The following is a 23,865-nucleotide window of genomic DNA, read 5'->3' as shown; positions in this document are numbered from 1 at the left end:
TGCCAATGACAAGCGCTTGCCTCCTTGTTGTAGCGATCAGATATAACGGATCGCGGTCAGCACCATCACCACCGCCATGCTCGCCATCATGGGCACGAAGGTACGTTTCACCACATCCACCGGGCTCAGATTGGCAATGCCAGCTACCGTGATGATCACCCCGGCCACCGGAGAGATGGTGCGGCCAATCCCGGCGGCAAACAGGATGGGAACCAGCAGCAGCAAGGGGTTGATGTCGAACTGGCCCGACACCAGCGGCACGATGGGAATAAAGGCCATCACGGGCGCATTGCCGGAACCTGTGATAAAGGCAGTCAGCAGGATGAAGAGCGAGAAGACCAGCGACAACCCGATAGGATTGAGATCGAACGACTTGGCCAAATCAATCAGCTGGGTGATGGCGCCAATATTGGTGAGACCGGCTGAGAAAAACTCGGCCGCCAGCATCAGGGTCAGCACGCTGCCGAAGATCATGCCGGTACCGGTCAGCCAGGCTTCGAAGTTGGCAAACGCCTTGTTGATGGAACGGTAGCGCAGTGCCTCGATAATGATGCAGAGGGTCATGGTCGACATCATGGCCACCGGAATGGTCATCTTGATGGCGCTGACAAACAGCTCGGAGAAGCCGAACAGAAAGACAAAGGGGATCACCGGCAGCAGGGCGTAATAACCCGGGGTGTCATGGTGTTTCTCCTCCAACTCGTGCAAATACTTGCCCCGCTCGGCGGCGGTGTCGTAACCCTCTTTGCGGTCGCAATATCGCTGCCATGCGATGTTGACGAAGGGAATACACACCAGCAGGGCGATCTGGAACAGCAGCTGATGATTCACCACAAACGGCATCACCTCGATATTGATCGCCTTGGCTCCGATCACCGCATTGATCTGACCGGGGCCAAACTCCCAGGCGGTGGGGATCACGATAGTGGCCACCGCCGTCTTGGCACTGATCCCGGCATTACGCAACAAGGGATAGAGGGTGCCCATCAACAGCAGGGAGAGCGAGGTCGCCCCTGTGATAAAGACATAGAGGATGGAAACCAGCAGCAGGATGATCCCCAGCAGAACATAGGGGTTCTCCAGCGCCATGATAGGACGGGAAGTGGCCTTGACCAGGGCCGCCGAGGCGCCGATCTGGTTGAGGTAGGTCGCCACCCCTGCAATCGCCACCAGGGTCAAACCGGTAGAGGCAAGACGGGAATTGGTCACCATGGCGAACTTCTCCCACAGATCGAAGAACCAGAAACCCTGACTCTCTTCGGCAGGCAGAATGGGAGTGATCCCCATCCATTGGGCATAAGCCAGCAGCACCAGACCCGCCGTCAGCAAGGTCGCCTGTGGATTGAACCGTTTGAGCATGGCGTAGGCCACCAGCCCCACCACCACCAGAATCAATATTGTCGACATTTCTCCCCCTGTTGCGGCACGGATCAGGCCTGGCCACATCTGATTGCTATTGCTGAAAATAGGCATTTTGGCGGGGAAACGATAGCCTGAAAATATAATGAGGGATTGTGATTACTCTCCCAATAACCAATATTGAGTCAACTATCAAACATCAAAGATATATCGTCTTTACAATAATATGCCCCGTAGTTCGGGGATAGCCGCACTTATTAGGATATAGCCCTATACAACGGGTGCAGCCTGAATTCAGGCATACTGTCCCGATCATCGAACCTTCAGTTCCCTACTTGAGCGAGATACACACACCCGGTCAAAAAGGTCGTTATAACAAAAACCAGCAACACTTTATGCTGGTTATAAGGTTTAAATTCAGGTATAAACTTCATCTCACCACAAACAGTCCAGCTGGTACTCCAGGGTTAATCAGGGTAAAAAGAATCTACTTACTCCATGATTGATAGACAATCAGCCAACAAACGATGAGTAACCTGTCGCCGCGTAAACAGGCCGCAAAATAGCAAGTCAGTTCAAGCAAAGAGTCCGTTTAATATATAATCCGCAGTGAAGGAATCTATTATTGAGCCTTAACACCAATACTTATTAATTTATCATCATGACAATATTCGCTATCACTTAAAATATATGAGCAAGAGCGACTCATTATTATCAACTCATCCATACGACAAGCCCTCCCCTCATAGAGAGCCAACAAGATATCCATGTCGGTTATGGAGGAGAGCTGCACAACCTAGGTCAGGTCGAGCCACACACCGTGACAAAGGGCCGGAGGCATCTCCATCCGGCCCTTTGTCATATGCCATTACCTCCTTCAACAGACCCGGTTCTTGCCCCGCTGCTTGGCTTGATAGAGGGAGCGATCGGCCCGCACCATCAGACTTTCCGGCGGCTCGCCCTGCTGGTACTCCGCCAGTCCGAAACTGATGGAGATGGACATATGAGGACAGATGGAGGCTACCGCCATCAAGGCCTGCAGCTTGTTAGCCACCTTCCTGGCATCCTCCAGGCCCGTGTTGGGCAGCACTACCATAAACTCGTCGCCACCCCAGCGGGCCAGCAAATCGATCTCGCGGATATGGTTGCGCACCAGCGCCACTATGTTGATCAGGGTCTGATCCCCGGCGGCGTGGCCATGGCTGTCGTTGATCCGCTTGAAGTCATCCACATCCATGGCGATCACGGTAAACACCTGATGGAAACGGCGGGCCCGCTCGCACTCCAGTTGCAACACCCGCTCCAGCCGGTAGCGGCTGGCGGCGCCGGTCAGGGAGTCGGTCTCGGCCAGCTGGCGATTCTCATCCACCTTCTGCAGCAAGGCGGCGTTGAGCTGTTCCAGCTCGGCGGTGCGCTCGGCCACCAGCTGTTCCAGCGACTGGTTGCGCCGCTCCAGCTGATCCAGCAGCAGCTTCTGGGCATTGATATCGCGATGAGCGCCTATCATCCGGGCCACGGAACCATCCTCGTTGCGAGCGATGATCCGGCCGTAGTCCTCGATCCAGACGAAGGATCCATCCTGGCAACGGCAGCGGTACTCGACCCTGTATTCGGGAGAGGTGCCGTTCAGACAGGCATCGAAGTGGGCCATCACCCGCTCCATGTCATCGGGGTGGATCACCGTCTCCCAGGTGAAGACGTTGTTGCCCAGCGAATGGGGCTCGTAACCCAGCATCCGGTACCAGCCGGGGTTGCGATAGACGAACCCGCTATTGGCGTTCCAGTCCCAGATCCCGTCGCTGATCACCTCAAGGATGCCGTGAACTACCGCCTCGCTGACATCCGATATCCGGATCGTCGTGCTCTCCTGCACCATAGTTATCATCCTGATTTCTGCCCCATGACCCTACGGGGAACAAGTCTATTCAACCCATCGAATTATCTTGGCACAGGATCCGGGATCTCTCCGCTTTCTGGCTCACCCGGCAGATCGGCCACCACAAGCAGATCCCTCTGGCCAAGCGTCATCATAAGTGTGGCGAAGGGTTTCACTCTTATCCTTTTTTGAAGGCGGGATGATGCCGGTGGCGATAGTGGCTGGGTGCCAGGCCGTGCTGGCGCTTGAAGGCGGTGGAGAAGTGGTACTCGTTGCGAAAGCCGCACTGCTCGGCCAGCAGCTTGACCGAATCGGCCCGGCTGGCCAGCAACAGCGCCGCCCGCTGCAAACGCAGCCGTTGCAGCAGCGCCATGGGCGCCAGCGCGAAGTGCTGCTGGCAGAGCCGGTAGAGCTGGCGCTCGGAGAGATGCAGGGCGCCGGCCATGCGCGCTACATCCCAGCACTCGGCCAGTGCATCCTTGAGCATCAGCTCGAGGCGCAGCGCCAGCCGCTCGCCGCGGCTCTGCCCCTCCCCCTTTTGCAGCAGGCGACGCAGGTAAAAGCCGAGCTGCTCCACCAAGAGGGCACTGAGCAGCGGATCCTGATGGCGTTCCTGCTCCGCATAGAGGTTCTCGACGGTGCGCAGCAGGGTGGCCTGCTGGGAGGTGCAACCCAGCCAGGATTGGCTGGCGAAGGCATCCCAGGGGGAGTCCTTGTGCAGCAGCAACCACACCAGCTCCCACTCGCCCGTCTCACCCAAGTGATAGCAAAGTGGCTGGCCCGCCGGGATCAGGGCCCACTCCCCGACCTGGAGTCGCTCAAGACTATCCCCGACCAGCACCTCCCCCTCGCCGCCCAGAGTCAACAGAAAGCAGTGCATATCGGTAAAGCGGCGGGCGATGCGGTAGCGGGTCTTGAGGCGGGAATACCCCGCCAGCCACACCTGCTCCTGCGTGAGGGCCGACAGCAGGCTGTCACAGCAGATCTGCTCGCGGCAGTCAGGGGAGACATCGATAAGATCGCTATTGGCAGTTTCAGACATCATCAGGACGGCATCAGCCATGTCGGCAAGGATGGCGCGAGCATAGCATGGAGCCATCAACCCAAGGAGTGACACATCATGCACATTCATCACGTCGCCATCTGGGCGCAGGATCTGGAGGCCCTCAAAACCTTCTATTGCAAGCTGTTTGGCGGTCAGGCGAATGAGCGCTACCACAATCAAGCCAAGCAGTTCAGCTCCTACTTCGTGCGCTTCGAGGGGGGCGCCAGCCTGGAGCTGATGCATACCCCCATCTTGTTTCCGGCGGATCTGCACCTGCCTCACCCGCTACAGGGGCTGGCCCATCTCGCCTTCTCCCTCGGCAGTGTGGAGGCGGTGGACAAGATGACCGCCCGCCTCAAGCTGCTCAAGGGGCCGAGGTCAAACACCTGGACGGCCCCCGCTGGACCGGTGACGGCTATTACGAGAGTACCTTCCTCGACCCGGAAGGCAACCGGCTGGAGTTGACCATTTAGCCGCCCTCACCCTGCCCTCTCCCAAAGGGAGAGGGGATAAAGCAGCATCGAGGGATGATCGCCAGCCATGTCGACTCGGTTGACGGCAAAATAGTCAGCCATGCAGGTTCGATTAGCGAAGCGTAATCGGACGGCGGTGACGGCATTGCTCCCTTCTCCCGCTTATTTATAAAAAAGGAGAAGGGGCCGGAAAAAAGAGATTTCTCGGTAAACGTTGGGCTTCGCTACGCTCAGCCACAACCTACGCAACTTGTAGGTTGGTGCTGAGCCTGCGAAGCCCAACATACGAGATATTACGAAAGCACCTTTCTAGACCCGGAAGGCAACCGGCTGGAGTTGACCATCTAATACCTGAATGATCCCCTCACCCTGCCCTCTCCCAACGGGAGAGGGGATAAAGCAACATCGAAGATATGATCGCCAGCCACGCGAATTAAATTAACGAAGCTTAAACGTAAGCAGAGGTGGTAAAGGCGATCTTTACCCCCTTCTCCCCTTGTGGGAGAAGGGTTGGGGATGAGGGGACGGGAAAAAGAAAATATATAGGGAATGTTGAGCGCTTCCATCCAAATCACAATTCCTTCAACTAATAATGTCTTTGTCGTTTAAATGAACAACGTGAAAACTCAACAAAAAACACTTTCGCTCTTACTCAGTAACCTATGTCAAATGGTGTAGGTCTGTTCGATACTCTAATAAAATCACCGTGCGCATATACATTGTGGCCAAAACCACACTCTTTTCTATCAGGATTTGTATCAATCTTCAGGATACCATTATCTATAAATTTTATTGAAATCTCACAATTACCTTCTTCACCGGTAAGTTTTATCAATCCCTCATCATCCTTCATAGTCACGACCTGAGAAATGTCCCCAATGTTAGGACCATAAGCCATCCCCATTAACCCAAAATAGAGCAGATTCAAGGATATCAAGTAGTCATTACCATGCTTTTCTACAGAGGCCACATTCCAACTTCCGAAACCAGCATATTTCCAATAGGTTCCCACCATATCAGGCCCAACGGAGGCAGGCATACTTTTAAGCAGACTGTAGTTGAATTTAGATTTTTTATCATTCGGGGCTAATGACAACCAGGCCAGAGCCTTAAGCTTCTCCCCTTGTTTTATATAAGAAAGTGCAACATTGTTATATGCCGTAATAGTCGCCGCTTGATCTGGCTTACCATAAATATATCCACACCCCTCACTTAGTGAGACTTGCTCCGTAAAATAATCACTTGCTTTGGCATATTCCCCGGCCTTGTATAATTCATTACCTTTTTTGATAACCACAGGCAGTTTTGCACACATCTCTTTGGCTATATCATCACCAGATTCTGCTGCATTAGCAAAGAGATTAGCGCTAAGATATAGCGTCAACACCATTAAAACAAACTTCACACTTGTAAATTTCATATCATTGACGCCTTAAATTTTCCTTCTGTTTTTATGTATAACCATCACACCTACCAGAATAGATAAAACAAAATTCACAAATAGGCTGCCATATACTTTTGTATATACCCAGTAGGTTAGTGGCAATGTTTCACTGACAACATATAATATCGCTGCGTATAGAATATAAGATGTCCCCATGACCTTTCGATAAGAACACCAGACTATATCACATAGGTCTAAGCGATTACCCCAGAGAGAAAACAATAGACCTTTGCGATGATTAAAAGGCACGAATAACAAAGCACCTACAACCATATAAAAAATCGAAGGCTTCAATACTATCCATGATTCAGAAACAAAAAAATGCATCTCGAAAAACGATAAGGGTAACGCTGCAAAGAGAAATAATAAGCATGTCCGCCAATACAACCCCCATACACTTTTAATCACCTGAACCTCCTATTATTTTCTGCAATTAAATATTTTCGAACATCTATGCACAACAGACCGCGGTAAATTTCGTTTACCGCCATCCAGTCGCTCACTCCCCCAATCTCTCCGCAAGACCCGAATACCGCTCGGTCTTTTTCCGCACTGCCTGTGCCAGCAGGGCGCGATCGCCGTAGAGATCGAGGCGGGCCTTGGCGCGGGTGATGCCGGTATAGACCAGCTCGCGGGTCAACAGCGGGCTGGAGCTGTCCGGCAGCACCAGCACGGTATGGGCAAACTCCGAGCCCTGGGATTTGTGGATGGTCATGGCGTAGACGGTCTCATGGGGCGGCAATCGGCTGGGCAAGAGGGCGCGCAGGGTGCCGTCCGGCTGCTCGAACCAGACCTTGAGCCGCCCGCTTTCATCGGGCAGGCAGAGCCCCATATCGCCGTTGTAGAGGCCGACCCCATGGTCGTTGCGCACCACCATCACCGGGCGACCGGCATACCAGTCACCATCGCGGGCAATCAGCCCCGCCCGTGACAGGGCCAATTCGAGGCGCTCGTTGAGCCCTTCAACCCCGAACGGACCATCGCGCAGGGCGCAGAGGATCTGAAAGCCGTTGAATGCCTTGAACACGGAGGCGGGAGCTTCCCCCGCGCGGGCCGCCTTCAGATAGCTGCCGTAACCGGCCACCCCCTGGGCAATCAACTCGTCGTAGGCTTCCCCCGCCCAGGGGTGCAGGCTGATATCGGCAAAGCCCATGCCCCAGACCGCCTCCACCGCCGCCGCATCGCCGCCGTTGCAGGCGCGCGCCAGCTGGCCTATGCCGGAGTGCTGATCGAAGCGCCAGCTCTTGGAGAGTAAACAGAGGCTGTCGCGCACCGGGGCCCCGGCAGGCGTGCCCTGCAGGCGGTAGCCGGTCTGGCGGGAGAGCCAGTCCGCCTGCGCAGGGCTGATGCCCTGTTCGATAAAGCTGCAGATATCGCCGAGCACGGCCCCCGCCTCCACCGAGGCGAGCTGATCCTTGTCGCCGAGCAGGATCAGGCGAGCATGGCTCGGCAGCGCATCGAGCAGGCGCGCCATCATGGGCAGGTCGACCATGGAGGCCTCATCCACCACCAGCAAGTCGAGGTGCAGCGGGTTGCCTTTGTGGTGGCGGAACTGGCTGCGCCCCGGGATCACCCCGAGCAGCCGGTGCAAGGTGCCCGCCTCGGTGGGGATGGCTTCCACCCACTCGGGGGGCAAGTCCAGCGCCTGCAGGGCAGAGCCGATACTCTCGGTCAGACGCGCCGCCGCCTTGCCGGTGGGGGCCACCAGCCGAATCGCCGGTGCCTTACCCGATTGCAGACCGGTCTCCACCAGAATGGCCAAGAGCTTGGCGACCGTGGTGGTCTTGCCGGTGCCGGGGCCGCCGGAAATGACCGCAAAGGGGCGCGCCGCGGCGGTGGCCGCCGCCAGCTTCTGGCCGTTGCAGCAGAGCGACTCGGGCACCAGCGCATCCAGCTTGTTCAGGTCGTTTGCGGCCTGGGCGCTGGCCAGCAGCGTCTCGATGGCCGGCCACTCCACCTCGTTCGGGAACACCAGATCCAGATACTTCTCGATAAAGTGGCGGGCCGAGAAGTCGGGGGCGAGACGGGCCTTGAGCAGGGCCGCGAACACCAGGCCGTAGTCGCGGGCAAAGAGGCGCGACAGGGCCGGGGCAATCTCCGGCCATTCGGCGCGTTCACTCAAGGCACGCAGATGGCGGGCCACCCCTTGCTCATGATCGTGGTAGCGGGTGAGATAGAGGCGCCCGTGCCAGAGCCGCAGCGGCCAGCGCGGGGCTTCCCCTTCATCTTGCTCGCCGCCAACCAGCGGGCTGGCCGCAAACAGGGCGGGCCAGCTCGCAGGATCCGCCAGATCGGCCAGCAGATCCCGGCTCTGATCCGGATCCAGCCCGAACGGGCGCAAGGATCCGGCAGATAGCATTTCAAGCGGCAGACAGACATGGCCGCGCCCCAGCTCGAAGCAGGCGAGCGCCGCCCCCAGCACCAGCTCGGGGCCGCCACCGAGATCGGCCACCAGCTTGGCAAATTGCAGATCCAGCTGGCGGATGCGCCCCGCCAACGCCAGGGCCTTGAGCCGTTCAATCATCATTGCGCTCTTCATGCTTCTACCCCGTTATCCGAAACTTGTGCGAGGGCGGGCGCCGCCCCCTCGCTAAACAGCCGATCCAGCCCCTGCACCAGCTCGCGGCTGGGGCGGGTATGGAAGATCCCCCCCTGTGGCATGCCGCGCAGGAACAGATAGAAGACCCCGCCAAAGTGCTGGTCGAAGTCGTAACCCGGCAGACGCAGGGAAAGCAGCCGGTGCAGCGCCAGCGAATAGAGCTGGTATTGCAGGTCGTAGCGATGCTCCACCATGGCCTGCTCCAGCGCCGGCCGGCTGTAGTCGGCCGGGCTCATGCCGAGGTGGTTGGATTTGTAGTCGAGCAGATACCAGCGCCCCTGCCACTCGAACACCAGGTCGATAAAGCCCTTGAGCATCCCCTGCACGGTGGCAAAGCTCAGCGGCTTGTTGCCCCGCGACAGCAGGTCGTGCTGCTGGCAGAGCGCAGTCAGCGCAGGTGCCGTCACCCGCCCCATGGGCAGGAAGAACTCCAGCTCCACCTGCTTGCGCTCGGGGGCCAGATCCCGCAGCCGTACTGGCTCGCCAAAGCCCGTTTCAAGCGGGGTATCCAGCACCGCCTCCACCTGCTGTTGCAGCACTTGGGCCCAGCTCTCGTCGAAGCCATCCTGCGCCAGCAGGGTGGCAATATTCTGTGCCAGCGGCTCGCCTGCGGCACTTTGAAAGTCGATGGTCTCGAACAGGCTGTGCAGCAGGGTGCCGGGGCGCGCCCCCTTCGGGAAGGTGAAGATGGAGGGCTGGGGTGCTTCTTCCGGTTGTTCAGTCGCCAACGCGGCCGCCTCGGTGACCACCTCGTCATCGAAGCCGGGGTTGGCCAACACGCCTTTGCTGTGACCGTGGCCCTGGGCCGCGAGACCGGAGTAGGAGCTGATCCACCAGTCCCGCTCAAGGGTGCCGCCAAAGCGACGCACCTGGGGCTCGCCCAGTTGCTCCTCTTCTGGCGGCAGCGGGGCCGGGCGGGTGAGCGAGGGCTCACCGACGGCCACCCCAGGCAGATCCTGGGCAAGCGCACTGAGGGCGGTGGCCAGAGTCGCGGCGTCCCCCTCCTCGCCCTTTTGCAGCAGGTAGCCGATGGCGGTCTGGTGCAGGTCGGTCTTCTCAGACTTGCCGCTGCCGGAGCGCACCGGCGCCAGCCCCAGCCAGGTGGCGTAGACGCCCCGGGTCAGCGCCACGTAGAGCAGGCGCAGATCCTCGGCGAGACGCTCCTTGTCGGCCTCTGCCAGGGACTCCTCGGCGCCGGTGAGATCGAGAATGGTGCGATTGCCCGCCTCATCGCCCTCGTGATAGAGCGGCGTGTCGGCGCTGCGGTGGCTGCAGATAAAGGGGAGGAACACCAGCGGGTACTCCAGCCCCTTGGATTTGTGGATGGTGACGATCTGCACCAGCTTTCGCTCGGACTCCAGGCGAAGTATCTGCTCCGCATCCTGGCCGCTCTGGCGGTTCACCGCCTCCCCCAGCCAACGCAGCAGGGCGTATTCGCCGTCCAGCTCGCTGCTCACCTGCTGCAAGAGCTCCCCCAGATGGAGGAAGTTGGTCAGCCGTCGCTCCCCGTAGGGGCTCGCCAAAAGCGATGCGGCGAGATTGCGCCGGTGCAGCAGGGCCCGCAGCATGGCCAGCACGCCGCGCTTGTGCCAGACCTTGCGGTACTCCATAAACTCCTGCACCGCGCTCTCCCAGGCCCGCTCGTCCGAGGCAAGCTCGTCGAGGGCCTTGGCGTCGAGATCGAACAGGCCGGTGGCAAGCGCCGCCCGCAAACTTCTCTCCTCACTCGGGTTCTGGCAGGCGTGCAGGATCAGCAAGATCTCCCGCGCCTCCACCTGTTCCAGCACGCTCTCGCGATTCGACAGATAAACCGAGGCGATGGCGAGCCGTGCCAGCTCCTGCTGCACCAGCTTGCCCTCGGCGCCGGTACGCACCAGCACGGCGATATCCCCGGCTTTCACCGGCTCACTGCCGATCAGCGCCTTGCCCTCGCGGGCCAGGGTCAGCAGGCGGTGGATCTCCGCCGCCGTGGCGCGGGCCATCTTGCTCTGGTAATCCCCCCGGTTGAAGGTGGGCTGGCCGGTGAGCTGCCAGCAGTGCAGCACGGGGGCTGTTTCACCGTCGAGGCGCAGCGCCTTGCTCTTGCCCTGCGCCTCCACCGGCAGGAAGGGGATATCCGCCTCGTAGATAAAGGGATCCTTGGCCCGCTCGAACAGGCCGTTGACCGCGGCCACCAGGGCGCCGCTGGAGCGCCAGTTGCGCCCCAGGGTGTAGTGGGCGCTCACATTTCGCCGCGCCTGAATGTAGGTGAAGATGTCGGCGCCGCGAAAGCCGTAGATGGCCTGCTTGGGGTCACCGATCATCAACAGCGCCGTATCCTGGTGGCCGCCGTACAGCCGATGGAAGATACGGTACTGCTGGGGGTCGGTATCCTGGAATTCATCGATCATGGCGACCCGGTAGGTGGCGCGAATACGCTCACAGAGCCGCTCGCCAAGGGGGGAGTCGAGCGCCCCGTCGAGGTCTTTGAGCAGATCGTCGAACGAGAGCTGATGGGCCTGGCGCTTGCTGGCCTGCATCCGGCTGCGCACCACCACGGCGGCCCGCTGCAGGATAAGATCGCGGATGCCGGGGCGGCTCGCCAGCAGCGCGTCGATCTCGCTGAACAGCGGCAGGGTTGGCAGCTCGCCCCCCTTCTTGAGGTTCGCCTCCAGCACCGTCTGGCCGAAGCGATCCAGCTCCTTGGGAATGGCATAGCCGCTGCTCCCGTCCTGCGCCCAGTCGGCTATCTTGGCAAGCCACCCCTCGTAGTTCTTGCCGGTGTAGCGGCTGATGTGGCCGTCGGTCTGGCGGCGGATCTCGTCCACCTGCGCCAGCCACTCGTGCTTCACCGCAGCGATGCGACTCATGGCCCCTTGATGGCGGGCGGCCAGCGTTTCGTCCCCCGCCGGCGGGCGCATCTCCAGCTCGCTGTTGTCGAGCCAGCCGTTCATCTCCCGCAGCAGGGCCGCCGGGCTTGGCCAGAGCGCGCGCACCGCGCTCGCCAGGGTTTTATCCACCGGATAGAACTCGGCGCGCCAGTAGTCGCTCACCGCCTGCAGCCTGAGCTGACTGTCGTCGGTGAGAAATTCGGTTTCGAAGAGGGCGCCCGACTCGAAGGCATTTTGCTTGAGCATCCGCTGGCAGAAGCCGTGGATGGTGAAGACGGCCGCCTCGTCCATCTGCCGCTCGGCGGCCAGCAGGCGGCGGGCCGCCAGTTCGTGATCCTCCACCTCCGTCAGCAACTGGGCCAGCAGGGCATCCGTGCTTTGCCCGCGCATAAAGGCGAGGCGCGCCTCGTGGATGCGGGCGCGGATCCGCCCGCGCAGTTCGGCGGTGGCCGCCTCGGTAAAGGTCACCACCAGGATCTCGGTCACCGACAGGGGCCGCTCGTGAGCGCTGGGCTGACCGGCGTCTTCGCCTTCTTCAATGAGCGGGCCATGGCCCAGCAAGAGGCGCAGATAGAGGCCGGCGATGGTGTAGGTCTTGCCGGTGCCGGCGGAGGCCTCGATCAGCCGCTCGCCATGGAGGGGAAAACGCAGCGTATTGAGCGGGTTAGCCATGATTACATCATCTCCAAGGTGGTCAGCAGCGGGGTCAGGTGTTCCCGGGCCAGCGCCTGCAGCTGGGCCAGCACCTCGTCATCGAGTTCCGGGAAGCAGCGGGCAACGTAGACGTCCTGCCCCTCCCCCGTCACCATGTAGCCGCCGTTGAAGCGAGCGAGGGCCGCCTTGTCGGCCGCCTCCGGTTTCTCCGGATCCTTCTCGATCCCCTTGATCCACTCCCAGGCAGTGCTCGGGAAAAACGGCAGCGGCCGCTTCATCCCCTGCATCCAGAGGGCCACCAGCGCCGCCAGTTTTGGCCGAGCCTCGTCGGCCACAAGCCTGGGCAGGCGCAGGCTCTGCTTGGCGTCAAACAGCAGGGTGTCGCCGGGGGCATCGCTCAAGGAGAGGCAAAGGTGCTGGATCCAGCCCAGCAGCAGATCCTTGCCGTTGAAGCTGCCGGGTTTGATCACCAGCAAGCGCCCCTGCTGGGTGTCGATCCACCCCTGCAGCTGGCCCTGGCTCAGGGAGATATCGATCTCCACCGCCTGTTTGTCCGCCTCATCGGCCGCCACCCAGGGGCGCAGGCGCGCCGCCAGCTTGCCCATCTCGGCATCCAGATCATCCAGCAGCAGGCTGCCAAACCAGCCCTGGGGCAGCAGGCCGGAGAGCTGCAGGCGCTGGCGACGCTCCTCACTCTCCCCCTCCTCGAGGTGGGCATCGAGCAGCAGCGCCTTGAGCTGGTAGTGCTGCAAGCCGTCCAGCTCGAACGGTTCGCTGTCCTCGATCTCGGCCTCGTCCAGCTCGAACCACACCTTGAGGCGGCGGTTGAGGAAATACTTGGCGGGCTGGCGATAGAAGCGCAGCAGCTCCGCCAGCTCCAGCCCCTGCTCCTTGCCCCCCCCTTTGTTCCAATCTGGCGGCAACGGCAGCTCGCCGCTCTGGAAGTTGGCGGCCCCGCGCTGCGGGCTCAGGGCCGGCAGCCAGTCGGCGGCATAGGTGAAGAGGCCGGAATCCGCCTCTGGATAGAAGTAGCTACGGCTGTAGGGGGTGAGCGGGTGTGCCACGATCAGGTGTTCGAGCAGCCGCTTGCCGGACGTCTCGTCGTCGAGCGCCTCATCCCCCGCCAGCACGAAGCCCTGACGCACATAGTCGATCAGTTCCGCCAGCAGCACGGAGGGCACCTTCTCGCTGTTGTCCTGGGCACTGAAGCCCTGATAGCTGATATAGAGCCCCTGCTGGGCGCTGAGCAGCGCCTCGAGGAAGAGGTAGCGGTCGTCGTCGCGACGGGAGCGATCCCCGCGCCGGCCCGCCACCGCCATCAGGTCAAACCCCATGGGGGGCAGGGTGCGCGGGTAGACGCCGTCGTTCATGCCGAGCAGGCAGACCTGCCGGAAGGGGATCGAGCGCATCGGCATCAGGGTGCAGAAGTTGACCTGACCGGCGAGGAAGCGCTGGCTGGAGCGGGACTCCCCCAGCACGCTGCCGAGGTAATCCTGCAGCAGGTCTGCGCTGATGGGTTGCTCGAAACGGGCTTCGCCGAGCTGGGCGAGCCAGTCAGCCAGCTGGCTGCGAATAAGCTGCAGCTGGCGCTCCTCATCCTCGTCGGCCAGATAGAAGCGCTCCAGCAGTTCGTTGAGGCAGGCGATCCACTCGGGCAGCGGCTGCGCCTGTTGCAGGCGGGGCAGAAATTCCGCCAGGGAGTCGACGAACCAGGCGAGCTTGCCGAGGGCCAGCCCCTGCTGCCCCTCGATATCGGCATAGGGCAAAATGCCGGCCACCGGTTCGCCATCCCCCATGGCAAAACCGAGCAGCATGCGGCGCAGGCCGAACAGCCAGCTGTTGCCAGAGAGGCGCGGCAGATTGAAGCGCTCCGGGTAACCGTCATCCAGCCCCCAGCGAATGCCGGTCTCCTGCACCCAGCGCCGCAACTGGTTGAACTCGTCGTCATCGAGCTCGAAGCGGCGCAGCACGGCGGGCACCTCGAGGATGGCGAGCAGCTCGCCAGCCCCCAGCCGAGCGTTGGGGAGTCTCAGCAGGGCGAGGAAGCTCTGCAGCAGCGGGCTCTCCTGACTCGCCGCCCGATCCGACACCGCGAAGGGGATCTGGCCTCTCGCCCCGAACACCGCCTGGATGTAGGGGCCATAGCTGTTCACATCCGGCATCATCACCACCACGTCTTTCGGGGTGAGGGTGGGGTCTTGCTCGAACAGCGCCAGCAGCCGGTCGTGCAGCACCTCGAGCTCGCGCATCGGGCCGTGGCAGGCGTGGATCTGCAGGGACCCATCGGCAGGATCGATCGGGCTCTTGTGATGGCTGGCATCGAGACTGAATTCGCCAGCCCCCCGTTCGGCCAGCTCCAGCACATCCTTCTGGATAGCGCGCAGCAGCCTGGCCTGGCCCTGTTCATCCTGATCGTCGATATCGACGAAGGCCTCGATTTGCGGCACCTCCAATTCCATCAGCTGGTGCAGGTAGTCGCGCCCCAGCTTGCCCATGGAGGCAAGCAAGGGGTTGGCGGGGCCCTGCAGGGTGTCGAGATCGGTACCGGGCTTGAGCTTGTTTTCGAGGCGCGCCAGGGTCTTGCGATCGAGCAAGTCCCCCCAGTAGTAGCGACAGGGGTTGGTGACGAAGAGGTGCACCTCCACCTCATCCCTGCTGCCGAGGGCCAGCAGTGCCTCCACGTAGCGCGGCGGCAGCGCCGAGATGCCGAACACGAAGACCCTCCGGGGCAGCGTGCCCGGCAGATCCGGGGTGCGCTCCAGCTCGTGGATAAACTCCTCGTAGAGGTTGGCGCGATGGTAGCCGCTGGGGGCGAGCGCCAGGGTGCGGGCCACCAGCTCGCGCCACAGCTCCGGCTGCCAATCCTGACCGCTTACCCCGGCCAGCTCCTGACTCAATCCCTCCCCCTGTTCCCAGCGGGCGATCCAGTCCGGCCGGTAGACCAGATACTGGTCGAACAGATCCGCCACCTTCTGGCAGAGCTGCCAGAGGCGTACCTGCTCCGGCGCCTTGGCGGGATCAGGGGCAGGATCCGCGTCATCCCCACTCCCCAGATAGGCGGCCAGCGGCGCAAAGGCGGGGCGGTCAAGCAGGGCGGGCAAGATGGTCATCAGCTGCCAGCTCATGGATCCCTTGTTGTAGGGGCTCTGACGAGGTACGTCCGCCAGCACCCGGGTGAACATTTCCCAGATAAAGCTGGCGGGCAGCGGAAAGTCGATGTTGGCGGCGATGCCGAAGGCTTTGGCCAGCTCCAGCTTGAGCCACTGGGCCATACCCGGGCTCTGCACCAGGATCTGCTCCCGTTCGAAGGGGTGAGAGAGGGGCGCCTGCCGGATGCGGCTCACCAGCAACTCTTTGAGCAGATCCAGCTGATTGGAGTGGTAGAGGGTAAACATGAGCAATTCCCGCCAATGCAAAAGAGGTGTGATCGCGGGAAAACCTCAAGGATCCCCGCCACTTCAACAAGAATTGGGATTGTCGGGGATCGGGGAGGAAGATGCAAAAGGCACTTGTTGCCGCCGATCACGTCGTCATCACGAATGGCAAAAAGGCGTAGGTGGCAGGCATAAAAAAGCCGGTGCTGTTGCACCGGCCAAAAAGCATTGGAAAACTCGAACTGTCAGGGCATTACCAACTCTTGCCGAGGCGGGCATCCAGGCTGAAAGCGCCTGCACCTGCCGCCGCCAGGGCCAGGAAACCACCGGCGACCGAGATGTTCTTCATGAACATCAGCATCTGCATCTGATCAGCCGACTGATAGTGGAAGATGAAGGCGGCCATCAGGGTAAAACCGGCCATCAGCACCGAGAGGCTGCGGGTGAACAGGCCCAGCATGATGGCGAGGCCACCACCCAGCTCCAGCAGGATCACCAGCGGCAACAGGAAACCGGGCACGCCCATGGCCTCCATATAGCCCTGGGTACCGGCGTAACCACCGATCTTGCTCCAGCCCGCCATCACAAACATCAGCGCCAGCAGTACGCGACCCACCAGCAGTGCCACATCTTTCATCTTGTCCATCTCAATCTCCTCGTTCACGCCGCATCAGAGCTGGCAACTTCAGGGTAGGTCAAATAACAGGGCCTGAGTGGCACTTGTTGCCACCAGCTCCCAACTTGATTCATCACGACTGAGCACCCCGTCGCCGGGTCGGGCAGCCAGACCGTTGGCGGTCAACTCCCCTGAAATCATCTGCAGGTAACCGTGCCGACCGGCCAGCTCCCAGGTGAGGGATTCACCGGGCTCAAGCTGCACGCGCCAGACCCGGGCCTGCTGGCGGATCCTGAAAGATCCATCCTCGCCATCCGGTGACGCCACCAGCGTCATGCCGGGCCTGGCCTCTATCTTCTTCTGCTGATAGCCGGGGGGCGTATCGTATTCGTTCGGCTCGATCCAGATCTGCAACAGGGAGAGCGGCTCGCTCTGCGAGGGGTTGTACTCGCTGTGACGGATCCCGCTGCCTGCGCTCATCAACTGGAAATCCCCGGCCGGGATCTGCTCGGCATGGCCGAGGCTGTCCTTGTGCTCTATGGTGCCGGTCAGCACGCAAGTCAGGATCTCCATGTTGGAGTGAGGATGGGTGGCGAAACCGCCACCCGGCGACACCAGATCCTGATTGATGACCCGCAGGACCGAGTGGCCCATCCACTCCGGGTCATAGTAGTGCCCGAACGAAAAACTGTGGCGCGCATCCAGCCAGCCAAAGTTGGCCTTGCCCCGCGCCTCTGCGGCTCTCAATTGCATCATGATGTGCTCCTCATCTCTGAAGGTTCGCCTTAGCGGGGGTTGCCACCGCCGATGCCGAACGGAATACGGTACTCGCTGCTGTCACCGGCCAGGCTGACGGTCAGGTTGCCCTGGGTGCGGCTCGGGATCGTCACCTGCTGGGTGCCGACCAGACTGGCGTGGACGGAAGCCAGCAGATCACCGGACTGATCGCGCACCTCCAGCATGGGGTTGGCCTTGCCATCCATCGCCGCACTCGCATGCCAGTTTACAAACAGCACGCCCGGTGCGGCGTTGAAGTCAGCCGGCACGGAAGCCTGGGCAAAACCTGCGGTCATCAGGCCTGCAACGGCCAGCATCTTGATTACGTTTTTCATGTTCACTCTCTTGTTTTATATGTCATTGCCAAGGCCGCTTTGGCCCGAATCAATGCATCCATGCAAGAGGTCATTCAAATAGTATGTTGTTCTTTCACCGACGTCTGACGTGCCCTTTGGGGCTGTCACAGCACTGAACTACCTTTTATTTGGCCACTTGGCGTTCCTGCCTAAGCGTTGATTGAATATTAAAGTTGCGTGGCCTAACTTGTTAGCGAGATAAACTGGCAAACATATTCAAAAAAATTGAAGGCAAGCTATGGCCAAGGAACTGAATAAGGAACGGGCGCTGACCCTGGAGGCGATCCGGGTGCTGGACGCCATCGATCGCCGCGGCAGCTTTGCGGCGGCGGCCGACGAGCTGGGCAAGGTGCCCTCGGCGCTGAGCTACACGGTACAGAAGCTGGAAGACGAGCTGGACGCCATGCTGTTCGACCGCAGCGGTCACAGAACCAAATTCACCCCGGCCGGTCGCATGCTGCTGGAACGGGGCCGGGTGCTCTTGGAAGCAGCCGAGCATCTGGTGGGCGAGACCCGGGCCTTGGCCCGTGGCTGGGAGACCGACATCACCATCGCCGTCGATGCGCTGGTGCCGGTGCAGGCGCTCTACCCACTGGTGGAACGGCTGGCCGAGCTGACCGATACCCGGCTGCGACTGCGGGCCGAGGTGCTGGCGGGCAGCTGGGAGTGTCTGGAGGATAGCCGCGCCGATCTGCTCATCTCCTCCCTCAATCCCGACATCATGATGACCGGCATCAAGCACCAGCTGCTCAGGGAGGAGGTGATGCTCTACGTCGCCCACCCGGATCATCCGCTCCACCTGGAAGCCGAGCCCCTGGCGGACGAGACTCTGCGCCGTTACCGTGCCATCGCGGTGGCCGATACGGCGCTGCGCAAGCCGGTGCTTACCTACCGTCTACTCGACAAGCAGCCGCGCCTCACCGTCAGCTCCATGAGCGAGAAGCGGGATGCCCTGCTGGCGGGGATTGGGGTCGGCACCATGCCGCAAAGCTGGATCGAGGAGGACATCAAGGCGGGACGGCTCAAGGTGATCTGTCCCGAGTATCGCCATCAGCTGCAGGTGGTGCTGGCCTGGCGCCGCGATACCATGGGTAAAGCCAAGAGCTGGCTGGTGCGGGAGATCCCCAAACTGTTCCAGACGCAATAGGGGCAGGAGCGCTGGCAGAGACGAGAAAGGGGAGCCTCAGGCTCCCCTCTTTACGACTGGCTGTCGGCGATGGCGCTTACTGGTTCGCCTCGGCGAACTGTTTCATCGCTTCGGCATGTTTTGCCATGCCGTTGGCTCGCTCGCCGAGGTTCTTGATAAACTCGGCCTTCTTGGCCGGATCCTCAATGCGATCATAACGTTGCTGCAGGTTGGCCTGGATCTGCTCCGGGGTCATGTTCTGCATGCGGGCCATGCGGTCGTGACGACCACCGTGGTGCTTGCCACCCATCATGCCGCTGCCATCCATCGGGCAGTCCACCATGGGGCCCGGTTGAACGGTCGGAGTCGCTTCACTGGCAGCATAGGCACCCAGCGGCAGGCCGAGGATCAGGGTAGCGGTCAGCAGGGTTTTGGTCAGCTTTTTCATGGTCTATCTCCTCTCGGGATGAATCGGGTTCGGCACTCTTGCCTTGCCCTCAAGTAAACACCCCTCTGGTGTCTGAACTTTGCCAGTATCACCCTTTTTTGTAGCAGAGTGTGGCATCTTGCTGATCTGGCACACTTTGACACAAACCCAGCAAGGGATTTCCGTATACTCGAGCCAACCCCAAGCAAGAGAGGCAGTCATGAATCAAGGCAGCACCCACATTCTGGTCGTCGACGATCACAGCGAGATCCGCGATCTCCTCAAGCGTTTTCTGGAACAGCATGGCCTGCGGGTCAGCTGCGCCCGGGACGGCAAGGAGATGAAGCGGCTGCTGGAGGAGCGCGAGTTCGATCTGCTGGTGCTGGATCTGATGATGCCGGGTGAGGATGGCCTGACCCTCTGCCGCGAACTGAGGGTGAAATCCAGCATACCCATCATCATGCTCACCGCCATGGGCGAAGAGACTGACCGCATCATAGGGCTGGAGATGGGGGCCGATGACTATCTGGCCAAGCCATTCAACCCGCGCGAGTTGCTGGCCAGGATCAAGGCGGTGATGCGCCGCACCCAGGCCGACACCCAACCCTCGCCCGAGACCCTGACCCGGGATCTGCGCTTCGATCGCTGGCTGCTCGACATCAACCGTCGGGAGCTGGTCGACGAGGATGGCGTGGGGCTGAGTCTCTCCACCGCCGAGTTCGACCTGCTCAAGGTGTTTCTGGAGCGACCGCAACGGGTACTGAGCCGGGATCAACTGCTGGATCTCGCCCGCGGACGCGAGGCGGTGGCGTTTGATCGCGCCATCGACACCCTGGTGAGCCGGCTGCGCCGCAAGCTGGAGCGGGATCCCAAGAATCCCGAACTCATCAAGACCATCTGGGGCGGAGGCTATATGTTCTCCGCCGATGTGACGCAGGTATAAGCTGATGGCCGCCTTCAAGCGACTTGGCTCTGGTTTGTGGCCCAAGGGGCTGACCGGCCAGATCATCCTGGTGGCGCTGGCCGGGCTGATCCTGATCCAGCTGCTCAGCATCCAGATCTATCGCACGGATCGGGAGGAGGCGCTCGGCTTCGTCAACAGCCGCAACGCCATGCAGCGGATCATCTCTGTGGTGCGCCTGCTCTCCCTCTCCCCCCCTTCGCTCTATGACGAGATCCTCAAGGCGAGCCGCAGCGAAACCCTGTTACTGCGTCTCTCGAATGAGCCCTTGCGGCCGGACAATCGCAGCCCCCGCTTCGAGCAGCTGGTTCGCTCCCGCCTCAGCTATCCGGCCGGGCTCGATGTCGAGATCAGCGCCGAGCTGAAGCAGGATTCCCAGCGCAGCAAGGCGTGGGAGCACCACGCCCGCATGATGCGGGATCGCAAGGGGCCGCCGCCACGGGACATGCGGCTCTATGGCTCCATCGAGTTGCCACAGGGAGGTTGGCTGCAGTTCAGCTCCCTGGTGGACAAGGAAGCGGGCAGCTGGTCCTGGCAGACCACCCTCAACCTGATGCTGGTCGCCAGCCTGGTAATTGGCCTGATGGTGCTGCTGTTTCGCCGTGCCACCCGCCCCCTCAAACAGCTGGCGGCCAATGCCGATCGCCTCGGTCGCGGTGAGGACATCGATCCCCTGAAAGAAGAGGGGCCCATTGAGGTACGGGAATCGATCCAGGCCTTCAACCGGATGCACACCCGGCTCGCTCGCTTCGTGCAAGACAGAACCCGGATGCTGGCGGCCATCTCCCACGACCTGCGCACCCCCATCACCAGCCTGCGACTGCGTACCGAATTTCTGGCCGACGGAGAAGACAAGGAGCGGATCCAGCAGACCCTGCAACAGATGGAACAGATGCTGGCTGCAACCCTGAGCTTTGCCCGGGAAGAGGGGCAGCAGGAGGCGACCCGGGAGCTGGATCTGGTCAGCCTGCTGGAGAGCCTGTGCGACGACTATGCCGATACCGGTCAGCCGGTCACCTGTCTGGCCGAAGGCAAGCAGGTCTACGCCTGTAGGGCCAACACCTTGCGCCGGGTGCTGCAGAACCTCATTGGCAACGCCATCAAATATGCCGGCAGCGCCGAGGTGTCGCTGGAACGCACTCGGGACGAGCTGCTGATCCGGGTCTGCGACAACGGGCCCGGGATCGATGAGGAGCATCTGGAAGACGTGTTCAAGCCCTTCGTGCGCCTCGACGAGGCGCGCAACACCGAATCGGGCAGTGTGGGGCTCGGCCTCTCCATCGCCCGCACCTTGGTGCATCAGCACGGCGGTGAGCTGACGTTGCAAAATCGGCCGCAAGGGGGGCTGGAGGCCAGGATCAGCCTGCCGCTCTAACATTTGCCCATCATTGAGAAAACAGAGATAAAAAACGGGGTCGCCCCTCACAGGGCGACCCCGTTGCGTTGCACTCGGGATCAGAAGTTATAGGTCACGCCGAGGTTGTAACGACGGCCATCCAGCACAGTGCCATAGCTGCCGTAATCCACTGTCTTGTCGAACAGGTTGTAGATGCCAGCGGTCACATTCAGGTGCTTGTTTGCCTTGTAGACCAGACCCATGTCGAAGAAGGTGTAGGAGGGCGTGCCTTCCGCCATCTTGACCCGGCTCAGGTATTCAGAGGTTTCGCCACGGAAGTTGACTCTGGACCAGAGGCCAAGATCCTCTGTGGTCTGCCAATCGACACTGCCGTTGAACATGTGGCGGGGCATCTGGTTCAGCGCATGACCGGCCAGCGGGCCGCTCTTCTGTTCTGACTGGGTGAAGGTGTAGCTGGAGCTGACCGACCAATCCTCATTGATCGCCCACTCCATCATGCTCTCGACGCCGCGCATGTTCGCCTTGTCGACGTTGATGCGATCGCTGATGAAGTCGTAGCTGTGACCATTGAGGGTGCAGGCGGGATCATTCTTGCTGGAGCAGCGACGCACCTCGGAGATCTTGTTCTTGAAGTCGGTATTGAACAGGGTCACACCTGCGTTGAGGCCCTGGCCGCCATCCCACAGCAGGCCGATCTCTTCACTCACGCTGGTCTCCGGCTTCAGGTCCGGATTACCGACCAGCATACCGTCCAGAGTGCCGCCACCCGTGACTTGACCCCAGTTGGCCGCAGACATGCGCAGATCCGGCGAGCGATAGCCGGTAGAGACGCCCCCCTTCAGGGTCCAGGCATCATCCAGGTGCCATACCCCATAGAGACGCGGGCTCCAGTGAGTACCGTAGTTTTGGTCCCGATCCATCCGGACACCGCCGGTCAGGGCAAACGTCTCGGTCAGCGACCACTCGTCCTCGACAAACAGTGCCCAGCTCCAGCGGGTCAGCTCACTGGCCGGGTTCGCCACCTTCAGGGTATTGCCCTGATCCTGCAGATCTTCATAGCGATACTGACCACCGACGCTCAGATAATGATCCCCCAGAATGAACTGGGTATGGGTGTCCAGTATGGTGTTGGTCAACTCCATCTGGCGACCCGGGTTGGTGTTGACCTCCTGCTGCAGGTAGCTGCTGGAAGAACCGAAGTCATACTGGCCGGTATGCGTCAGTGCATAGTTGGTACGCTCATAGCGGTTGAGGCTGGGCTTGGCATTGTCAGCGACGGAGTTGCCCGGAGTGCGATCCCGATCCTGCAGGCTGCGACTGGCCTCCAGATCGAAACGGTTCTGCTCGTTGGGGTTGAAACTCAGCACGGCGGTGCCGCTACGGGTTTCCTGCTCGGCAAAGCCCTGGGCGAATTTGTCTTCACCACGATGGGCCAGCTGGCCGTTGAAGCGCAGCCCAAGCACGTTATCGATCAAGGCACCGGCGGCGTAGGCATCGGTCTGGAAGCTGTTGCCCGCATCCTTGTTCTCCTGGAAGGTGGAATCAGCATGGACCGAGCCCTGCCACGCTATACCCGTGGTCTTGCGGGTGATGACGTTGATGACACCGCCCATGGCATCCGAACCATAACGGGAAGACATGGGTCCGCGCACCACTTCGATCCGCTCGATGGCCTGCAACGGCGGCAACCAGCCCTGCTCGATACCGGGACCGTCGCTGTTGGGACGCGTGCCGCAGCTGTCCACCTTCTTGCCATCGACCAGCATCAGGGTGTATTTCGAGCCCATGCCGCGAATGCTGATATCGCTGCTGCTGCCACCGCCGGTGATCACTACCCCGGGCACATCCTTAAGCGCATCGGTAACATCGCGATAGGCGCGTTTTTCCAGCTGTTCACGGGTAATAACGGAGATGGATGCCGCAGAGTCCTCAATTTTCTGCTGGAATCCGGAAGCCGTCACCACCATCACTTCGGACTCGGCGGCAAGGGCCTGCATGGAGAGCGTGGAGCAGATCAGCAAGGCAAGCTTGTTCGGTTTCACTGTTATCATCTTCTGGCCTGAACGTTTAAGTAGGAAAGAGGCGTATTCCCTTACTTCAGTCGTTGCACCATCCTGGCCTCCTGCCAGGAAGGGGATAAATAAGGTCCATATGAAGAACAACTTATCAATCAGGCCGAATTGTAACTATCATTGCCACGAAGATCGAACAATAATCATTATCATTTAATGCTTTGTTAGCTCAATACGTAGCTAAACATAATATTATGTTTTATATGGATTATTTACGTTCTGGAGGGAACTGGGGAATCACAGCCGGAAGCGGCACAGGGTATCTGGTGAGCCAAGAATGGGCCAGTAAACCGGCCAAGGCTGCCATGGTGAGCGCAGCAGAGACGATGTATAAGCGCTAAATAGCAGGCAATAAAAAACCCCGCTCGAGTGAGCGGGGTTTTCATGTTGGGTGCCTGGCAGTGTCCTACTCTCGCATGGCGAATGCCACACTACCATCGGCGCTACCGCGTTTCACTTCTGAGTTCGGCATGGGTTCA

General features: G+C 60.5%; 16 protein-coding genes and 1 pseudogene. 4 read left to right on the top strand and 13 right to left on the bottom strand.

Annotated features, from left to right (window positions below; translation table 11 throughout):
• Window positions 1-36: 36 nt before the first annotated feature.
• The 3 genes from dcuC to ACB028_RS12540 form a co-directional block, all read right to left on the bottom strand.
• Window positions 37-1,407, bottom strand: coding sequence for a C4-dicarboxylate transporter DcuC (gene dcuC, locus ACB028_RS12550; protein WP_026457034.1), 1,371 nt, complete (start codon window positions 1,405-1,407; stop codon window positions 37-39).
• 829 nt (window positions 1,408-2,236) lie between these two features.
• Window positions 2,237-3,235: a diguanylate cyclase domain-containing protein gene (locus tag ACB028_RS12545; protein WP_042024979.1), complete on the bottom strand. Its 999-nt coding sequence runs from the start codon at window positions 3,233-3,235 to the stop codon at window positions 2,237-2,239.
• Between the two features lie 178 nt (window positions 3,236-3,413).
• Window positions 3,414-4,280, bottom strand: coding sequence for an AraC family transcriptional regulator (locus tag ACB028_RS12540; protein WP_371144428.1), 867 nt, complete (start codon window positions 4,278-4,280; stop codon window positions 3,414-3,416).
• A 75-nt stretch (window positions 4,281-4,355) separates the two neighbouring features.
• On the opposite strand from ACB028_RS12540, the pseudogene ACB028_RS12535 reads away from it, so the two are divergent.
• A pseudogene (locus tag ACB028_RS12535) lies at window positions 4,356-4,753 on the top strand (VOC family protein).
• A gap of 652 nt (window positions 4,754-5,405) precedes the next feature.
• On the opposite strand, the gene ACB028_RS12530 reads toward ACB028_RS12535, so the two are convergent.
• The 8 genes from ACB028_RS12530 to ACB028_RS12495 form a co-directional block, all read right to left on the bottom strand.
• Window positions 5,406-6,173, bottom strand: coding sequence for a tetratricopeptide repeat protein (locus tag ACB028_RS12530; protein ID WP_223379486.1), 768 nt, complete (start codon window positions 6,171-6,173; stop codon window positions 5,406-5,408).
• A gap of 12 nt (window positions 6,174-6,185) precedes the next feature.
• Window positions 6,186-6,524, bottom strand: coding sequence for a septation protein IspZ (locus ACB028_RS12525; RefSeq protein WP_371144514.1), 339 nt, complete (start codon window positions 6,522-6,524; stop codon window positions 6,186-6,188).
• 172 nt (window positions 6,525-6,696) lie between these two features.
• A complete protein-coding gene (gene recD, locus ACB028_RS12520) occupies window positions 6,697-8,736 on the bottom strand; it encodes an exodeoxyribonuclease V subunit alpha (RefSeq protein ID WP_371144427.1) in 2,040 nt (679 codons plus the stop codon).
• Window positions 8,733-12,338: an exodeoxyribonuclease V subunit beta gene (gene recB / locus ACB028_RS12515; protein ID WP_371144426.1), complete on the bottom strand. Its 3,606-nt coding sequence runs from the start codon at window positions 12,336-12,338 to the stop codon at window positions 8,733-8,735. Before recB ends, recD begins: the two co-directional genes overlap by 4 nt.
• A gap of 2 nt (window positions 12,339-12,340) precedes the next feature.
• Complete coding sequence (gene recC / locus ACB028_RS12510; RefSeq protein WP_371144425.1) at window positions 12,341-15,715, bottom strand: exodeoxyribonuclease V subunit gamma; 3,375 nt, start codon at window positions 15,713-15,715, stop codon at window positions 12,341-12,343.
• Window positions 15,716-15,947: 232 nt separating this feature from the next.
• Window positions 15,948-16,340, bottom strand: coding sequence for a DoxX family protein (locus tag ACB028_RS12505; protein WP_371144424.1), 393 nt, complete (start codon window positions 16,338-16,340; stop codon window positions 15,948-15,950).
• 39 nt (window positions 16,341-16,379) lie between these two features.
• On the bottom strand, window positions 16,380-17,066 hold the full coding sequence (locus ACB028_RS12500) for a pirin family protein (RefSeq protein ID WP_371144423.1): 687 nt from the start codon (window positions 17,064-17,066) through the stop codon (window positions 16,380-16,382).
• Window positions 17,067-17,095: 29 nt separating this feature from the next.
• Entirely contained in the window at window positions 17,096-17,428 is a 333-nt protein-coding gene (locus ACB028_RS12495) for a hypothetical protein (protein ID WP_371144422.1), read from the bottom strand.
• A gap of 253 nt (window positions 17,429-17,681) precedes the next feature.
• Between ACB028_RS12495 and ACB028_RS12490 the strand changes: the two genes are divergently transcribed.
• Window positions 17,682-18,590, top strand: coding sequence for a LysR family transcriptional regulator (locus ACB028_RS12490; RefSeq protein WP_042070989.1), 909 nt, complete (start codon window positions 17,682-17,684; stop codon window positions 18,588-18,590).
• Window positions 18,591-18,666: 76 nt separating this feature from the next.
• Here the strand turns inward: ACB028_RS12490 and ACB028_RS12485 are convergent, their stop codons facing one another.
• The gene (locus tag ACB028_RS12485) at window positions 18,667-19,017 is read right to left on the bottom strand and encodes a hypothetical protein (protein WP_201980767.1); all 351 of its coding nucleotides are present in this window, start codon (window positions 19,015-19,017) and stop codon (window positions 18,667-18,669) included.
• Window positions 19,018-19,216: 199 nt separating this feature from the next.
• On the opposite strand from ACB028_RS12485, the gene ACB028_RS12480 reads away from it, so the two are divergent.
• The gene (locus ACB028_RS12480) at window positions 19,217-19,939 is read left to right on the top strand and encodes a response regulator (RefSeq protein WP_223379491.1); all 723 of its coding nucleotides are present in this window, start codon (window positions 19,217-19,219) and stop codon (window positions 19,937-19,939) included.
• Window positions 19,940-19,943: 4 nt separating this feature from the next.
• On the top strand, window positions 19,944-21,332 hold the full coding sequence (locus tag ACB028_RS12475) for an ATP-binding protein (RefSeq protein ID WP_042070991.1): 1,389 nt from the start codon (window positions 19,944-19,946) through the stop codon (window positions 21,330-21,332).
• An 80-nt stretch (window positions 21,333-21,412) separates the two neighbouring features.
• On the opposite strand, the gene ACB028_RS12470 is transcribed toward ACB028_RS12475, so the two are convergent.
• A complete protein-coding gene (locus ACB028_RS12470) occupies window positions 21,413-23,365 on the bottom strand; it encodes a ligand-gated channel protein (protein ID WP_371144421.1) in 1,953 nt (650 codons plus the stop codon).
• Window positions 23,366-23,865 lie beyond the last annotated feature (500 nt).

Source organism: Aeromonas sp. S9(2024), assembly GCF_041403185.1.
GTDB lineage: Bacteria > Pseudomonadota > Gammaproteobacteria > Enterobacterales > Aeromonadaceae > Aeromonas > Aeromonas enteropelogenes.
Note: the sequence above shows the minus strand (reverse complement) of the source record. Positions and strands in the feature narration are given on the sequence as shown.

Bases quoted from the DNA above. Each gene is read 5' to 3' on its own strand.
- ACB028_RS12490 (WP_042070989.1), top strand. From the start codon at position 17,682: ATGGCCAAGGAACTGAATAAGGAACGGGCGCTGACCCTGGAGGCGATC.
- ACB028_RS12530 (WP_223379486.1), bottom strand. From the start codon at position 6,173: ATGAAATTTACAAGTGTGAAGTTTGTTTTAATGGTGTTGACGCTATAT.
- ACB028_RS12505 (WP_371144424.1), bottom strand. From the start codon at position 16,340: ATGGACAAGATGAAAGATGTGGCACTGCTGGTGGGTCGCGTACTGCTG.
- ACB028_RS12485 (WP_201980767.1), bottom strand. From the start codon at position 19,017: ATGAAAAAGCTGACCAAAACCCTGCTGACCGCTACCCTGATCCTCGGC.
- dcuC (WP_026457034.1), bottom strand. From the start codon at position 1,407: ATGTCGACAATATTGATTCTGGTGGTGGTGGGGCTGGTGGCCTACGCC.
- ACB028_RS12540 (WP_371144428.1), bottom strand. From the start codon at position 4,280: ATGATGTCTGAAACTGCCAATAGCGATCTTATCGATGTCTCCCCTGAC.
- recB (WP_371144426.1), bottom strand. From the start codon at position 12,338: ATGGCTAACCCGCTCAATACGCTGCGTTTTCCCCTCCATGGCGAGCGG.
- ACB028_RS12525 (WP_371144514.1), bottom strand. From the start codon at position 6,524: ATGCATTTTTTTGTTTCTGAATCATGGATAGTATTGAAGCCTTCGATT.
- recD (WP_371144427.1), bottom strand. From the start codon at position 8,736: ATGAAGAGCGCAATGATGATTGAACGGCTCAAGGCCCTGGCGTTGGCG.
- recC (WP_371144425.1), bottom strand. From the start codon at position 15,715: ATGTTTACCCTCTACCACTCCAATCAGCTGGATCTGCTCAAAGAGTTG.
- ACB028_RS12475 (WP_042070991.1), top strand. From the start codon at position 19,944: ATGGCCGCCTTCAAGCGACTTGGCTCTGGTTTGTGGCCCAAGGGGCTG.
- ACB028_RS12545 (WP_042024979.1), bottom strand. From the start codon at position 3,235: ATGGTGCAGGAGAGCACGACGATCCGGATATCGGATGTCAGCGAGGCG.
- ACB028_RS12500 (WP_371144423.1), bottom strand. From the start codon at position 17,066: ATGATGCAATTGAGAGCCGCAGAGGCGCGGGGCAAGGCCAACTTTGGC.
- ACB028_RS12470 (WP_371144421.1), bottom strand. From the start codon at position 23,365: ATGATAACAGTGAAACCGAACAAGCTTGCCTTGCTGATCTGCTCCACG.
- ACB028_RS12480 (WP_223379491.1), top strand. From the start codon at position 19,217: ATGAATCAAGGCAGCACCCACATTCTGGTCGTCGACGATCACAGCGAG.